We start from the raw sequence: 15,520 nt of genomic DNA, 5'->3' as shown, positions 1-15,520 counted from the left end.
CGAGGTCACCGCCGTTACGCTTACCATCGACATGCCGGAACTCGGCGAACTGGAAGGCAAGCAGGCCGCCAGCCTGGCCGGACTTGCTCCTGTCTCGCAACAATCAGGGCGATGGCAAGGCAAGGAGCGGATTCAAGGTGGGCGGGCCGCGCTACGCCAAGCGCTCTACTTTCCCGCCATCGTTGCCGCGCGCTTCAACGTGGACCTCAAGCTTATCTATGATCGGCTGACCGCCGCCGGAAAGCAGAAAAAGGTCGCTCTTGTGGCCATCATGCGCAGGCTCATCGTCATGGCAAACGCCCTCATCAGGGACAATCGGCCCTGGGCTCCAAACCACACTTGACCAACACGGATACTCAAGAAGTGGTCCGCATCGGTAGGGCCCGCACCCCGATGCGGCATTGATTCACCTCAAGATCAACCGCGCCAGAAGACACGAAAATAAACGATAATCAGAATACGAATATTTGGAAAAACGACGACATCAACAAGACATCGAGACAGCCTCAGGCTGTCCACACAGGATCTCCATCCGCACCGCAGGCGTGCGCGGGGGGGCCGGGATCCAGCCGTCGGTCCCAGGGCGGCCTGCCCGCGCGCCTTCGTCAGCGATGATGCGCGGAGACGGCGCGCAGAACCTCGCCCGACAGCCCGGCGCCGACCTTATGGGAGATGTCCCCGAGGCTCACCATGCCGACGAGCTTCTGGTCGGCATCGATGACCGGAAGGCGGCGGACCCGCTTGTTCTCCATGATCTTGATCGCCAGAGCGAGATCGTCATCCGGAGCGCAGCAGGCGACCCGGGTGGTCATCACGTCGGTCGCGGTCATCGTCTGCGGGTCCTTGCCGTCCGCCAGGGCGCGGCACGCGATGTCCCGGTCGGTGACGATGCCGACCAAGTGGCCGTCCGACTTGACGGGCAGCGCGCCCACATCGGCATCCCGCATCTGCCGCGCAATCACGTCGACGCGCGTCTCGGCCGAGACGAAAGTCGCACCTTTGTGCATGACGTCACGGACTTTCATGAGCTTGGCCTCGTGCTGATGGTTTCGGATCCGCCCCGGAATCGCCTCCGCGCGGATTCTGTCTGAAACCCTCTTCCGGCTGGAATGACCGGCATTGATGCAGGTCAACGGAAGTTTCGTTCAGCTCAAGACTTCGTCCGAAGCTCGCGCCCGAAGCACAGGCGTTCCGCGGGCCCCGGCGACCGGTGCGCGAAACCTTCCGCGGCTCAGTGCGCCATCAGGGTCGGCACCGTTATCCTGCGGAGGAGGTCGCGGCTCGCCCCGCCGAGGAAGACCTCGCGCAGGCGGGAATGGCCGTAGGCCCCCATCACGAGAAGGTCGACGCCGGCCTGGGCGACCTCCGCCAGCAGGGTTTCGCCGACGGTGGTGCCGCTGATGATCGCGCGGTAATCGGCGGCGATGCCGTGGCGACCCAGATGCTTCACCACGCGGGCGCCGCCCTCGCTGACGCCGGCCACCGCCTCCGTCTGCACCGTGAGGACGCGCACGCGCTCGGCGCGGCTCAGGAGCGGCAGCGCATCGGCCAGCGCCCGTGCAGCCGCGGCGCTGCCGTCCCAGGCCACCGTGACGGCGCCGAACCGCGCCGGCCGGCCCCACCGCGCCGGCACCACGAGGATCGGCCGGCCCGCTCCGAGGAGAAGGTCTTCGATATAGGCATCCGCCGGCTTGTCGCGGCCCGGATCGGCCCGCTCGACCACGATGAGATCGGCGAGGCGGGCCCGATCCAGCAGGCGGCTCCGGATGTCGCCCGCGCTCCCGCTCAGGGTTTCCATCTCCATCGGCACGTCGGCGGTTCTGGCGGCGTAGGACAGGTCGTCGGCGGCATCGCGCACCACCGCGAGGGCGGCCTCACGGGCCGAGAGGGCGAAGCCATAGGGCAGCTCCGCCAGGGGGGCCTCATCGCCGCCCTCCGGCTGGAGGTACAGGCATCCGGCCGCGGCCCCGACCTCCCGGGCCAGGGACAGCGCGTAGGGCCCGGCGGCCTCTCCGACCGCGTCCGCGACGATGAGCAGATCCTTGATCATGGCGCGCATCCTGTGAGGGCGAACCGGAGGACGATCCGCGTTCCGGTCCAGGCCGCCAGGGTGCGCCGATGGGCACGGCGAGCCTTGATTCATCGCAAAGAGGCCGGACGACCGGCCTTTGATGTCCCTCAATGCCGCGCCCGGGACAGAGGCGGATCCTGGCGGCTCACTCGGGCACGCGGAGGCGGGCGATGCGTGACGTCCTGGTCGTCTATTATTCGCGCTCGGGCACGACCGACGTGGTGGCCCGGGCGCTCGCGACCGCGCTCGGCGCCGACCTCGATCGGATCACGCCTGCGGTCTCCTATGCGGGGGCGGCGGGATTCGTGAGAGGCCTGTGGCATGCGCTCCGTCGGATCGGGCCGCCGATCCGGAAGCGCTTCGATCCGGCGCCGTTCAAGACGGTCGTCCTGTGCTCACCCGTCTGGGCCGGCCGGCTTCCCGGGCCGGTGCGGACCTACCTCCAGGAGGCCGGGGCGCCGCCGCACCTGCTCGGCGTCGCCGTCTCGGGCTCGGGGGGCGCGCAGGCCGCCTTCTTCCGGGATCTGGAGCAGATCAGCGGCTGCGCCGGCATGCCCACCCTCTCGTTGACACAACGCCAGGTCCTGACCGGCGCGTATCGCCCGTCCCTGGACGCGTTTGCCCAGACGGCGCGTCGCGGCTTGAGCGACGCGGCCCCGGCCCGGCCCCGCGCGGACGGCAACGCGCCGGATCGGTCCGGTCCGGACGGCCTTCCGGGCGGCGGCCTCATCGCCTGAAGGCGGGCAGCAGGGGAAGGAACGTGATCGCGATCTCGAGGGCGATCAGCAGGACGACCACGATCTCCAGGCGCAACGAGCGGTTCGTGTGCATCAGGTCGGTGAGCGCGGTCGCCGTCGCGCCGATCACGGTGAGCTTGCGATTCAGTGTGGCCGTCCGCTCCCGCAGCTCGTACTCGTCCTCGAGGCGCGCGTAGAGGCGTTCCAGGCCCGGCTGATCCCACAGCACCTCGGGCTTCTCCTCGACCGCCACGCGCCCCGACACCCTGTGCTGGACGAGCAGCGTGCTGCCGACATGCTTCAGGACGGCCCGACGGCCGCCCGATGCGCGCCCCGTCTCGGCCAGGCGCCGCGCCAAGGGCTCGATCACGTCGAAGACAGCCGCGACCTCGATCTCGTTCTGCGCCAGCGCCGTGCTCTTGGCGAGGATGTCGGCGATGACGATCAGGCGCCCGGGCGTCAGCTGGCGGATGGCGATCCGGCCGCCGGGCACGACCTGATCGTCGTGATCCGGCCCGATCTCGATCGTGGCGGTCTCCTCTTCCGGCCGCGTCACGGGACCGCGGACGCGCGACAGCAGGCCTACCGCCATCGCCTCCACCTCGCTCGGAGACAGCCCGACCGTCACCACGACCCCGTAGCGGAAGACCACCGCGAAACCGCACCCGACCCGCAAGGCGAGCGGGTTGATCGCGAGCGTGTCGTTGCGTTCGAGACCCGCCGTATCGATGCGGTCGCCGAGGATCCGGGCGCGGGCGATCAGGCATTGCGGTTCGACCGGCAGCGTGTCCTGGCTCAGCGGAACCCCCGACCGCGTCGATCCGATGCCCGGCCGCGAGAGGGACCCGGCGCCCGGTTTGATCCAACGCAAGGTGTCCCGTCGCCCCGCGCAATACGGTCCCGGGCACGGCGGCGACACGCGCGCCGGACCCGTTGAGGGAGCGGAGGATGCGCACCATCGACAATCAATCGCAGGACATCTTCCTGAACGGATTGAGTCTCCTGCTGGGCATCGGCCTGATCGCGGCGCCCTGGTATTTCGGATTCGCGTCCGAGACCGCCGCGGCTTGGAACGCCTGGATCTTCGGCACCACGGTCGCGATCCTCGCCGTGCTGGCGCTGATGCAGACCTACGACTGGGAGGTCTACGCCATCGCGGCAGCGGGACTCTGGGTCTGCCTGGCCCCTTGGGCGCTCGGCTTCCAGGAGGCCACGGTGGCGACGTGGGCGCATGTGAGCTTCGGCATCGCGCTGGTCATCTCGGCGAGTTCCGAAGTCTGGCGTCTGCGCGAATCCCCGTCGGCCTACGAGGTCTGAGCCGGCGCCGCCCCCCTGGCCCGCAACCCTCGCCGTGCCGCGGCCTGCCTCGTCCTCCGGGGGGCCGCCGTTCCGGCCCTCGCCGGATCCGGCCCTGGAGGCGTGGCGCCCGCGCCGATGCGCTGGAGCCCCCGTCGGGGATCGACCGCTCGGGAGCGCGGGTCCGCCCTCGGTCCGTCGAGGGCCGTGAAGCCATCGTGGTCGTGACGCTCGTAACGCTGCCGTGGCCCCTCGGGGCGCATTCGAGGCGCGGCGCGCCGGCGTTCCCCCCGCTGAGCATCGGATCCATCAGGGCGTCCCGGAGCGGTGGGCGAAGAGCTGCGCCAGGGCGCAGGAGGCCAGCCGCACCTCCGGGCTGTCGGAGCGGCTCGTCAGGATGATCGGGACACGGGCGCCGAGCAGCAGACCGGCAGCGTCGGCGCCCGCGAGATGGATCAGCTGCTTGGCGAGCATGTTGCCCGACACGAGGTCCGGCACCACGAGGATGTCGGCCTCGCCCGCGACCGGCGACACGAGGGCCTTCGCGGCGGCGGCGGCGCGGGAGATGGCGGTGTCGAAGGCCAGCGGCCCGTCGACGAGGCCGTCCATGATCTGCCCGCGCCCGGCCATCTTGCACAGGGCCGCCGCGTCGAGGGTCGAGCCGAGCTTCGTGGAGACCGTCTCGACGGCCGAGAGGATCGCCACCTTGGGCTGCGCGATGCCGAGCGCGCGGGCGAGGTCGATGGCGTTCTGCACGATGTCGCGCTTCTCCTCCAGGCTCGGCGCGATGTTGACGGCGGCATCGGTCAGGAACAGGGGCTTGGGGTAGCTCGGCACGTCGAGGGCGTAGACGTGGCTCATGCGCCGCTCGGTCCGCAGGCCCGTCGCCCGGGCGATGGCGGCCGCCAGGATTTCGTCGGTGTGGAGCGCGCCCTTCATCAGCGCCGTTACCCGGCCGGCGCGGGCGAGGGAGACCGCCTTCTCCGCCGCGGCGTGGCTGTGGGGCGCGTCGACGATCTCGATGCCGTCGAGGACGAGGCCGGCCGCGCGCGCCGCGGCCTCGATCTTCGACCGCGGCCCCACCAGAATCGGCACGATCAGCCCGGCCTCGCGCGCGGCGCGCGCGCCCTCAAGCGAGACCGCATCGCAGGGATGGACGACGGCCGTCAGCGCCGGGGCGAAGCGGCGCGCCGCCGCAAGCATGGGTTTCCAATGCACGCCCCGCTCGTGCAGGTGGACCTCCGGCAGCAGGACGCGCGGCCGGCGCACCTTGTCGGCGGGGGCCAGCACCTCGGCCTCGCCGGTGATGACCGTCTCGCCCTGCGCATTCAGGCAGACGCAGTCGAGGCGGACCCGCTGATCGGCGGCCTCCTTGGCGCGCACGGTGACGCGCGCCGTCACGGTGTCGCCGATCCGGACCGGGTGCAGGAACCGCAGGGACTGGCTGAGATAGACCGTGCCGGGCCCGGGCAGCTCGGTGCCGAGCACCGCCGAGATCAGCGACCCGCCCCAGAGCCCGTGCGCGATCACCCCGTGGAACCGGTCCTCGGCGGCATAATCCCGATCGAGATGGGCCGGGTTCACGTCGCCGGAGGCCAGGGCGAACAGGCTGATGTCCTGCGCCTGCAGGGTGCGGGTCAGGCTGGCGGTGTCGCCCACCGCGATCTCGTCGAAGGTGCGGTTCTCGATGAAGCGGGGCGGTTCCATCGGGCCACCCGCTCAGGCTTCCAGCACGTAGGCGCCGGGCGCGTCCCCGAGCACCGCGTAGCCCGAGGCCGGCGCGCCCATCGCGGGCGGCGGGGCGGGCGGCCCCGACCGCTCGGCGAGCCAGGCGGCCCAGGCGGGCCACCAGGACCCTTCGCACTGGGGCGTCTGCCCGATCCAGGTGTCGGGATCGCGGTAACGGTCGGTCGCCCGCGTGGTGCGGATCCGATGATGGGCCTGCTTCCGCCCCGGCGGCGCGACGATCCCGGCATTGTGGCCGCCGCTGGCGAGGACGAAGGTGACGTCGGTATCGGCGAGGGGGTGGATCTTGAACACCGAACGCCAGGGCGCGACGTGATCGCGTTCCGTGGCCGCCGCGAAGACCGGGACGCGGATGTCGCTGATGGAGACCGGCCGGTCTCCGGCCAGGAAACGCCCCTCCGCGAGATCGTTGTCGAGGAACAGGCCACGCAGATATTCGGCGTGCATCCGCGCCGGCAGGCGCGTCGCGTCCGCGTTCCAGGCCGTCAGGTCTGTCATCGGCTGTCGCCGCCCCAGGAGATAGTCGCGGACGATCCGGGACCAGATCAGGTCGTTCGAACGCAGGAGCTGGAAGGCGCCGGCCATCTGCCGGGCATCGAGGGTGCCCTGGCTGCGCATCAGGCTCTCCAGGAAGCTGATCTGGCTCTCGCCGATGAACAGCGTCAGCTCTCCGGCCTCGGTGAAGTCGAGCTGCGCGGCGAACAGGCTGAGTGAGGCGAGGCGCGCGTCGCCGTCCCGGCTCATCGCGGCGGCCGCGATGGCGAGCAACGTGCCGCCCAGGCAATACCCGGCCGCGTGGATCGGATGGCCGGGAACGATGGCCGCGACGGCCTCGAGGGCCGCCATCACGCCGAGCCGGCGATAATCGTCGAAGGACACGTCCCGGTCCTCCGGACCGGGATTGCGCCAGGAGATCATGAAGACGGTGTGGCCCTGGCCCGTGAGGTACCGGACCAGAGAGTTTTCGGGCGACAGATCGAGGATGTAGAACTTCATGATCCAGGCCGGGACGATCAGCACCGGCTCCGGCCGGACCGCGGGCACGTTGGGGGCGTACTGGATCAGCTCGATCAGCCGGTTGCGGAACACGACCTTGCCGGGCGAGACCGCCACCGCGACGCCGACCGGGAAGGCGTCGGCGCCGACCGGCTTCAGACCGTCGGCCGCGCGCTGGGCGTCCTCGGCGGCATTGAGCAGGCCCGTGACGAGGTTCGCACCGCCGGTCCGCACAGTCTCGCCCAGCACGACCGGATTGGTCCAGGGCAGGTTCGAGGGCGCGGCGGCATCGAGGACTTGGCGCGCCGCGAAGGCGACCATGGTCTCGTGGGCGCGGCACACGCCGGGCACGCCGGTCGTGGCGTTGTGCCACCATTGCTGGGTCAGCAGGAACGACTGGCAGGCGAGGCTGAAGGGCCAGACCTGCCAGGCCGGATCGTCGAAGCGGTGGTCCTGGGGCAGCGGATCGATGCACGGCGCAGCGTGACCCTGCAGGACGGCGCTGCGGGCGGCGAACTGCGCGAGGCGCACCTGCTTCCGCAGGAGCTTCATCACCAATGTGGCCTGCTTGCCCGGCGAGAAGGCCGCGTGGATGGCCCAGTCGAACCACGCCTCGGCGAGGGCCGCGGGGGAGAGACCGGCCGTCATCCGGGCGACGGACGCGTGCACGCTCTGATCGATCGCGCGCCGGACCGGCGCCAGATCGTCCTCGTCCTCGGGGGGATCGGGCCGGGATGCCGGGCTGGGGACCTCCGGGATCGGGCGCAGACGCAACCCGGGCCGCGGCGGCTCAGCGGCCGTCTCGGCCCGGTCTCTCACCTCAGCGTCGAGCATGCACGGTCTCCTGCGACGCCGCGCAGGGTACGGCAGGCGCAGCCGCCGTCCCGTGATTCAGATCAAGGTGCGGCGGACGGCCCCCGGCCGCGGTCCCCCGACGTCACGAGAGGGCGACCGTCTTGCGGAACCGCAGGATCGCCGCGACGACGAACACGGCGCCGATCACGCTCACCACCACGATGCGGGGCCAGACCGCGTCGAGACCGGCGCCCCGGTAGAGGATCGCCTGCGCGAAGGCCACGAAATGGACCGTGGGGGAAGCCTGGAGGAGCGTGGCGAGCCAGGGCGGCATGCTCTCCAGCGGCGTGTTGCTCCCGGACAGCATGGCGAGCGGCAGGTAGACCAGGAGGTAGATCAGGCCGAGCTGCGGCATCGAGCGCGCGAGGGTGCCCAGGAACAGGCCGATCGCCGTCGCGAAGAACAGGTACGCCGCCGTCCCGACCAGAAACAGCGGGATGGAGCCGATGATCGGCACGTGCAGCAGGCCCCGCACGACGAGGACGAGGGACAGGCCCACGGCCACCAGGATGACGAGGCCGTTGGACCAGACCTTCGCCATGGCGATCTCGAAGGGCGTGACCGGCATCACCAGCAGGTGCTCCAACGTCCCCCGCTCGCGCTCCCGCACCACCGCCGCACCGGCCAGGATGATGGCCAGCATCGTCACGCTGTTGAGGATCCCCATCACGCTCGTGAACCACGCCGTCTCGGCATTGGGGTTGAAGGCGATGCGCGCGACGAGTGCGACCGGCGCCGGCGCCGGCCCCCCTGCGCGGCTGACGAAGCGGGCGACCTCGTCGGCCACGATCTGCTGCGCGTAGGCTGCGCCGAGGCCGGCCTGCACCATCGCGGTGGCGTCGATGTCGAGCTGGAGCCGGGCCGGCTTCAGACCGAGCAGGTCGGCTTGGAAGCGCGGCGGGATGTCGAGCACGAACGTGTAGGTGCCCGCGTTCAGCGCCGGGACGATGTCCCGTTCGGCGATGGCGACGGGCGGCTTGAAATGGGGGGGCAGGAAGGCCTGCGTGATCTGCCGGGACAGCGTCGAGCGGTCCTCGTCGACGATGGCGATCGCGGCGTTGTGCAGTTCCTGCGAGCTGCTCTGCGCCTGCGCCAGGATGGCGAGGGAGAAGCTGTAGACGACGAGGCCCAGCAGGACGTAGTCGCGCCCGAAGCTGCGCAGCTCCTTGGTCCCGAGCCAGACGATGTTCGCGAGGGTGGCCACGGCGCAGTCCCGTCCGCGATCAGGATTCCTGCCGGGGCATCGCCAGGCAGGCCGCCGCGGTCAGGACGGGGACGAATACAGCCAGGATGGCGAGGCTGCCGGCGAGGTCGGCCCAGCCGAGGCCCTTGGTGAAGGCCCCGAGGCTCACCGGCAGGTAATAGGTCATGGGGAAGAGCCGCCCCAGGATGCGCCCCAGGCCCGACAGGGAGGCCACGGGGACGAGCATCCCGGCGAACATGGTGGCGGGCAGTACGGTCATGATGGCGGTGCCGAACAGGGCCGCGATCTGGGTCCGCGCGAAGGTCGAGACCAGCATCCCGTAGGCCGTCGTCGCCGTCACGTAGATCAGCGTGCCGACGACCAGGACCGAGGCGCTCCCCTTCAGCGGGACCCCGAAGACGAACTGGGCCAGCAGGACCATCAGCGCGAAATTGACGAGCGCCAAGCCGATATAGGGGAGCTGCTTGCCCAGCAGGAATTCCAGGCGCGTCAGGGGCGTCACATAGAGATTGGTGATCGAGCCGAGCTCCTTCTCGCGCACCACCGCCAGCGCCATCATGATCGCCGGGATCAGGGCGAGCTGGAGGGCGATCTGCGCCGGCACCATCGCGAAGATGCTGTCGAAATCCTGGTTGTACTTGAAGCGGACCGCGATCTCGGCCTGGGGAGCCGGATCGGCCTTGGCAGGAAATCGCCGCGGATCGGACAGATAGCGCTGGTGCACCCCCGACAGGTAGCCCCGGATGGTCTGCGCGAAGAACGGCCGGGCTCCGTCGATCCAGGCCGCCACCTGCGTCGGCCGCCCGCGGGCCACGTCCCGGCCGAAGCCCGGCGGGATCTCGATCGCGGCCGCGATGTCCCCCCGGGCGAGCCGCCGCTCGAGATCGCCGAACCCCGACAGGGGCGGGGTCTCCACGAAATAGCGCGAGCCGCGCAGGTCCTCGAGATAGGCGCGGCTCGCGTGGCTCCGGTCGTGATCGAGCACCGCGAAGGCGACGCTGTTCACGTCGGTGGAAATGCCGAAGCCGAAGACCAGCATCAGGAAGGTCGTGCCCAGGACCGCGAAGGCGAGGCGGATCCGGTCGCGCGCCAGTTCCAGCGCCTCGCGACGCGCGCAGGCGAGGAGCCGGTGCGGGCTGAACGGGATGATGCCGTCCGTCCGGGGGCCGGACGGGGGAAGCCGCGCCTCCGTGATCGCGGGCGTCTGCGGGGGCGCTCCGGTGCCGCCGGCTCCGGCCCGTTCGAGGAGGGCCACGAAGGCGTCCTCCAGGGTGGCGGCCCCGCAGCGCGCCACCAGTCCCGCGGGGGTGTCGATGGCCAGGACCCGCCCCGAATCCATCAGCGCGAGGCGGTCGCAGCGTTCGGCCTCGGCCATGAAGTGGGTCGACACGAAGATCGTCACGCCCTGGCGGCGCGCGAGATCGAGCAGGAGAGCCCAGAAGCGGTCGCGTGCCGGCGGATCCACCCCGGAGGTCGGCTCGTCGAGAATGAGGAGTTCGGGCCCGTGGACGACGGCCACCGCCAGGGACAGGCGCTGCCGGATGCCGAGCGGCAGGTCCTCGGCACGCTGATCGACGTGGCGGGCGAGGTCGAACTGCGCGACGAGTTCGGCCACCCGGGCGCGCCTGGCCTCGGGGCTGAGCCGGAACAGGCGGGCATGCAGGGCGAGGTTCTGCCGGACGGTCAGCTCGGCATAGAGCGAGAAGGCCTGCGACATGTAGCCGACCCGTCGGCGCGCCGCGATGCCGCCCGCGGCGACCGGCTCCCCGAACAGGAGCGCCTCGCCCTCGCTCGGCGGCAGGAGGCCGGTCAGGACCTTCATGGTCGTGGTCTTGCCGCAGCCGTTCGAGCCGACGAACCCGAAGATCTCCCCGGGCAGGATGTCGAAGCTGACGCGGTCCACCGCCGTGAAGGCGCCGAACCGCCGTGTCAGGTCGCGGGCGGTGATGATCGGCCGGTCGCGCCCGGGGGCGGCCCTGGGCGGCACCGGCGCCCGGGACGGGGGCGCGTCCGCCTGCGGCAGCAGGGCCGTGAAGGCGGCCTCGACGCCGGCCGCGCCGGTCCGCCGCCGAAGCCCCTCCGGGGAGCCCGTGGCGACCACCCGGCCGTCGTTCATGGCGACGAGCCAGTCGAAGGCCTCCGCCTCCTGCATGTAGGCCGTGGCGACCAGCACCGACATGGCCGGGCGCCGCGCCCGGATGCGCCCGATCAGCTCCCAGAACTGCCGGCGCGAAAGCGGATCGACCCCGGTGGTCGGCTCGTCGAGGATCAGCAGGTCGGGATCGTGGATCAGGGCGCAGCAGAGGCCGAGCTTCTGGCGCATGCCGCCGGACAGCTTCCCGGCCGGGCGGTCCGCGAAGGGCGCGAGCCCCGTGGCGGCCAGGAGTTCGGCGATCCGCGCGTCCCGCTCCGCCGGCTCCTGCCCGAACAGCCGGCCGAAGACGTCGACGTTCTCGCGCACGCTGAGGCTGGCGTAGAGATTGCGCCCGAGTCCCTGCGGCATGTAGGCGATCCGCGGACACGCGGCCGCCCGGTGCCGAGCCTGCGCGATGTCGCCGTCGAGGACCGTGGCGCGGCCCGCCTGAAGCCGCCGGGCCCCCGCGAGAATCGCGAGCAGCGACGACTTCCCGACGCCGTCCGGCCCGATCAGGCCCACGAGCCGGCCGCCGGGGATCGCCAGCGTCACGTCGTCGAGTGCGACGGTCCGGCCGTAGCGGTGGGTGAGATGCTCGACCCGGGCGACGGTGAGATCCGGCGGCCCCATCACGCGTCTCAGGGCGCCGTGGGGATCGGCGCGGGAGCCGGTGCAGCCGGCGGCGGGCTCGGGAGGAGCGAGGCCGGCCAAGCGGCCGTCTCGTCGGTCCGCACATAGGCGATCCCGGGCAACCCGCTGCGGATGAGGCGCTCGCGTCCACGGAGGCGCTCCGGGTCGATCCGCACCCGGATCCGGAACATCAGCTTGTCGCGCTCGTCACGGGTCTCCACGGTCTTCGGCGTGAACTGCGCCTGGCTCGAGACGAAGACCACCCGCGCCGGGATGACGTGCCGAGGATAGGCGTCGAGCACGATGCGCGCCTCCGCGCCGATCCGGACACGGCCCGCCTCCGGCGTCGGCAGGTAGACATCCATGCGGACGTCAGCGGCGTCGAGCATCGTGAAGACCTTGCCGCCGGCGCCCAGGACCTCGCCGACATTGGCGACGCGATACTCGATGGGCCCGTCGCGCGGCGCGACGAGGGAATTGTCGGCGATGTTGACCCGGATAAAGGCGGCGCTCTGCGTCTGGGCTTCGAGGGCGTGCCGGGCCGCGCCGACCCGCGCGGCCGCCGCCTCCCGGGCGGCCTGCGCCGCGTCGGCGTTCTTCCGCGCGACCTCCAGCGCATGTTCGCCGCCGCCGAACCGCGCCTCGGCCGCGCTCAGCGCCGCGGCCGCCTCGTCCGCCGCCTGCCGGCGCGTGTCGAGCTGCTCGGCGGACGCGTAGCCCCGCGCCGTGAGATAGGTCGAGCGGCTCAGCTCCTGCTGGGTGAGCTTCACGTGGCTCTGCCGCTCCTGGATGTTGGCGCGGGCCTCCGCGACGGCGCGCTCGGCCTGGCTGACCGCGGCCTGGGTGGCGAGAACCTGGGCCTGCTGCTGGACGAGGGTCCGCTCCGCCTCCTCCACGCCCTTCTGGGCCTGGCGGATCTGCGCCTCCGCCTGGCTCAGCTGCGCCTCCAGATCCCGCGTATCCATCACGGCGACGACCTGCCCGGCCCGCACCAGGTCGCCCTCTTCGACGAGAAGACGCGCGATACGGCCGGCGAACTTGGTCTCGATGTCGATCACGTTCGCTTCGAGCCGGCCATTCCCGGAGGCGAAGCCCGGCGGCAGCAACGGGCGGTGGGCCTTCCACCACCCGTAGCCGCCCCCGGCGAGAATCAGCAGCACGATGGCGGCCGTGAGCCACAGGCCGCGTGATCGCCGATCCGGCCCGGCGGGGGGGCATGGCGCGGGAGACGGGACGCTGGCCCCGGGCGCGGGGACGACCTTGTCACGAAGCACCTCCGCCGTCCGGTTGCGGGCGCTGACGGAGGGCAGGACGGTGTCCACGCTCATGGGGACGCGCCCTCGATCCGTACGGCGCTGTCGGCAGGCGTGGCGGGATGCGTGGCGGGATGCGTGGCGGGATGCGTGGCGGCGGAATCCTCCGCCCGGGCGTCGTCTGGGCCCGGCAGGACCGTGCCGGTGATCGGCTCGACCCACGTCAGATGGTCGCGCAGGGCGACGACGCCCGGAACGCCGTCGACGGCGGCGCGCACCGCGCCCCTCTCCCGCTCGTCGGCGATCCAGCCGTGGAGCTCGACCGTTCCGTGCCGGACGGCGACCGCGATGGTGGCCTTCGGGATGCAGACGGCTTGGTCGAAGGCCGCGAGGATGTCCTGACGGATCTCGACATCACTGCGGTGGCCCGCAGTCCCGTCCGCGTCCAAGGCGGTGCCGAGAGCCCGGACGACATCCGCCCGGCTCACGATCCCGACGACGGCGTGCCCGCGCAGGACCGGCACCCGCTTGATCCGAGCCCGTATCAGGGTCTCGACGATCGCCTTCAGGGGCGTGTCCTCCGTCACGGTGGTCACGGGGCTGGACATCACCGCCTCGACCCGCCGGCCGTGCGCGTGGACATAATCCTCGGCGAGCCGGCCGGGGCTGCGCAGATACGCGATCCAGCGCGACATGCGGTGTTCGGTGCCGAGTTCGACCCGGCGGAGCAGATCGCCCTCCGTCACCATGCCGACGAGCGCGCCCTGCGCATCGATGACCGGCAGGCCGCTGATCTCGGCGTCGAGCATGAGATCGATCGCGCGCCGCAGGGCCGTGTCGGGGCAGACGCTGACGACGGGCGCCGACATGATCTGCCGGGCGCACAGGGGATGCAGCCTCAGGTGCGACCGGTCGCCCGCGGACGGCGACGGGGCATCGGGCCCTGGGGCCTGATCCGGAACGGGGGTGAGCGCTGGCATTCACAACCTCCCCGGCTTGGGATCGGGGCATCGATCAACCGGCATCGGCAGGGCGGCCGGCCACGGAGCAGGGTGCGCAGCCCAACCTTCGGCCCGCCTTGCGCTGGATCAAGCCCGGACGGACGGAGGGCCCGCCGCGGCCCGGAATCACGTCTGAGCGGGCGTGCCCCGCTCGTCCGGTTTCAGCCGCAGCACCGGTCCCGGCGAGGCCTGCCGGTCCATCACGGACTGGTCGATATCGCGCGCGGCATTCGCGTAGATCTCGAACCGCCGCTGGAGGACGGCCCGCTTGATGCGGTTCTTGCACTTGACCATGGCCGCGCGCGCCTTGTCGGCCCGCCGCCGCAGCTTGAGCGCCAGTTTCTCGTAGGATTTGTCGATGCGGGCGCCGACCCGTTCGGTCTCTTCGCTCAGGTTCGTAGCGAGATCGCGTTTCATGGCTTCACCTCTTCGCAGGTCTGCCATTCATCGCTGCCGGCGCAGCCTGGGCGTTGATCCAGCGCAACGTGCGGGCCGACGGGACGGCGCAACCGCCGGGGTAAGGCGACAGGCGGCGCCCTCCCCCGTGCGGGACCGGGGTCCCGCGCGCAGGCCGGTGCCGCAGGCTTCGGCCCGGCGGGCCGTGAAACGGCGTCAGGCCATCCGTTCGCTGCTGTGGCTCATCCGGCGCGCGACGTAATCCGTGCGGTGCCAATGCTGGCCGAAGATCAGCCATGCCACCCCGAAGCCGACGCCGCCGGCGGCGAGCAGCGCCGCCACTGCGGCCGGATCGTGGCCGTTGGCCACCCGGCGGCTCAGCGCGTGTTCGTGCGGTCCCAGATGGATCGCCTGCCGCAGCGCTTCGGGGCTCTTCAGGATGTCCTGCAGGGCCCGTCTCACGTGTTCGCCGATGCGGCCGGCAAAGCGCTCATCCGGATGGGCGCCCTCCCCGCCCCGGCCCTCATGCTCGACGACCTCGTGTGCGTGGCTGTCCGTCATAGCGCGTCTCCATGGCTGGCTGCGGGTTCACGGGCGATCCGGTCTGCCGCTGCCCGGCCGTTCCGTCCAGACGAGAGCGACGATGCGGTCCTCGACGGCCCGGATGCGGGGCGCGGACCCGCGGCAAACTCTGCTCGCCCCCGGCCGGCGAGCCTTGATCTAGCGCAACGGCGACCGGGCCGATGACGACGAGCCCGGCGCCGCACGCGGGCCGAGCCTTGCGATAGGTCAATGCGGGGAACCCGGATCGGTCTGTGATGCCGTCACACGCTCTACCTCTACGGCGGAGGCGGCCATGCGGTATCCTCTCGTTCTCGGATGTTCGATCGCTCTTGCGGTGGTCTCGTCGGCTCTGGTCCGGGCCGGCGACAGGCCGGATTCGATGGATGTTGCGGCCAACCGAAGCGACTACATCGCCAAGAGCGGTGCGACCGTGCCGAAACCGGACAAGATCGACGTCGACGAGAGCAGCCAGATCCAGCGGCGCACGCCGGAGCAGATCCGCGACGACGCCATCACCCGCGGCATCTGCGTCGGCTGCACCCGGTGATCCTCCGGCCGGGCGCGGACGACCCCGGCGCGGATCGGGCCGAACCGCGGCCCCGCCCCCCTCTCGCGCCGAGCCGGTCCCCCTTCGGGC

15 protein-coding genes are annotated in these 15,520 nt (G+C 71.4%); 4 read left to right on the top strand and 11 right to left on the bottom strand.

The genetic code is table 11. The features are described 5' to 3' along the window. Positions 1-343 (top strand): transposase (locus tag BM396_RS28950; protein WP_139239499.1); only part of this gene is annotated, 343 nt, incomplete at its 5' end. Between the two features lie 262 nt (positions 344-605). On the opposite strand, the gene BM396_RS28945 is transcribed toward BM396_RS28950, so the two are convergent. Next, positions 606-1,025, bottom strand: a complete 420-nt coding sequence (locus tag BM396_RS28945; RefSeq protein ID WP_043352646.1) for a CBS domain-containing protein — start codon at positions 1,023-1,025, stop codon at positions 606-608. Between the two features lie 206 nt (positions 1,026-1,231). Continuing rightward, on the bottom strand, positions 1,232-2,050 hold the full coding sequence (locus tag BM396_RS28940) for a universal stress protein (protein WP_043386946.1): 819 nt from the start codon (positions 2,048-2,050) through the stop codon (positions 1,232-1,234). A 191-nt stretch (positions 2,051-2,241) separates the two neighbouring features. Between BM396_RS28940 and BM396_RS28935 the strand changes: the two genes are divergently transcribed. After that, complete coding sequence (locus BM396_RS28935; protein WP_075380915.1) at positions 2,242-2,808, top strand: flavodoxin family protein; 567 nt, start codon at positions 2,242-2,244, stop codon at positions 2,806-2,808. Here the strand turns inward: BM396_RS28935 and BM396_RS28930 are convergent. Then, a complete protein-coding gene (locus BM396_RS28930; protein WP_347568044.1) occupies positions 2,798-3,679 on the bottom strand; it encodes an RMD1 family protein in 882 nt (293 codons plus the stop codon). The genes BM396_RS28935 and BM396_RS28930 overlap by 11 nt on opposite strands. A 77-nt stretch (positions 3,680-3,756) precedes the next feature. Here BM396_RS28930 and BM396_RS28925 point away from each other — a divergent pair, with 77 nt between their 5' ends. Continuing rightward, positions 3,757-4,125 carry an SPW repeat protein gene (locus BM396_RS28925; protein ID WP_043386891.1) on the top strand — a complete coding sequence of 123 codons (369 nt, stop codon included), beginning with the start codon at positions 3,757-3,759 and terminating at the stop codon, positions 4,123-4,125. Between the two features lie 288 nt (positions 4,126-4,413). Here BM396_RS28925 and BM396_RS28920 read toward each other — a convergent pair whose 3' ends face one another. From BM396_RS28920 to BM396_RS28885, 8 genes are all read right to left on the bottom strand, one after another. Then, a complete protein-coding gene (locus BM396_RS28920) occupies positions 4,414-5,811 on the bottom strand; it encodes a bifunctional enoyl-CoA hydratase/phosphate acetyltransferase (protein ID WP_043386893.1) in 1,398 nt (465 codons plus the stop codon). 12 nt (positions 5,812-5,823) lie between these two features. Next, positions 5,824-7,680, bottom strand: coding sequence for a PHA/PHB synthase family protein (locus tag BM396_RS28915; RefSeq protein WP_043386895.1), 1,857 nt, complete (start codon positions 7,678-7,680; stop codon positions 5,824-5,826). Positions 7,681-7,783: 103 nt separating this feature from the next. Further along, the gene (locus tag BM396_RS28910; RefSeq protein ID WP_043386898.1) at positions 7,784-8,905 is read right to left on the bottom strand and encodes an ABC transporter permease; all 1,122 of its coding nucleotides are present in this window, start codon (positions 8,903-8,905) and stop codon (positions 7,784-7,786) included. 19 nt (positions 8,906-8,924) lie between these two features. Continuing rightward, positions 8,925-11,669: a ribosome-associated ATPase/putative transporter RbbA gene (rbbA, locus tag BM396_RS28905; protein WP_043386950.1), complete on the bottom strand. Its 2,745-nt coding sequence runs from the start codon at positions 11,667-11,669 to the stop codon at positions 8,925-8,927. 8 nt (positions 11,670-11,677) lie between these two features. Next, a complete protein-coding gene (locus BM396_RS28900; RefSeq protein ID WP_043386900.1) occupies positions 11,678-12,997 on the bottom strand; it encodes an HlyD family secretion protein in 1,320 nt (439 codons plus the stop codon). Then, positions 12,994-13,902 carry a CBS domain-containing protein gene (locus BM396_RS28895; RefSeq protein WP_091995250.1) on the bottom strand — a complete coding sequence of 303 codons (909 nt, stop codon included), beginning with the start codon at positions 13,900-13,902 and terminating at the stop codon, positions 12,994-12,996. The genes BM396_RS28900 and BM396_RS28895 overlap by 4 nt, the downstream gene beginning before the upstream one ends. A gap of 147 nt (positions 13,903-14,049) precedes the next feature. Next, positions 14,050-14,340 (bottom strand): hypothetical protein, encoded by a 291-nt coding sequence (locus tag BM396_RS28890; protein ID WP_051044756.1) that lies wholly within the window; start codon positions 14,338-14,340, stop codon positions 14,050-14,052. Positions 14,341-14,535: 195 nt separating this feature from the next. Then, a complete protein-coding gene (locus BM396_RS28885) occupies positions 14,536-14,880 on the bottom strand; it encodes a hypothetical protein (protein WP_043386904.1) in 345 nt (114 codons plus the stop codon). 295 nt (positions 14,881-15,175) lie between these two features. Here BM396_RS28885 and BM396_RS28880 point away from each other — a divergent pair, with 295 nt between their 5' ends. Continuing rightward, complete coding sequence (locus BM396_RS28880) at positions 15,176-15,430, top strand: hypothetical protein (RefSeq protein WP_043386906.1); 255 nt, start codon at positions 15,176-15,178, stop codon at positions 15,428-15,430. Positions 15,431-15,520 lie beyond the last annotated feature (90 nt).

Origin of the sequence: Methylobacterium sp. UNCCL125, from assembly GCF_900116795.1 — a bacterium.
In the GTDB taxonomy this organism is placed as follows: domain Bacteria; phylum Pseudomonadota; class Alphaproteobacteria; order Rhizobiales; family Beijerinckiaceae; genus Methylobacterium; species Methylobacterium fujisawaense.
This window is presented reverse-complemented; position numbering and strand designations above follow the sequence as displayed.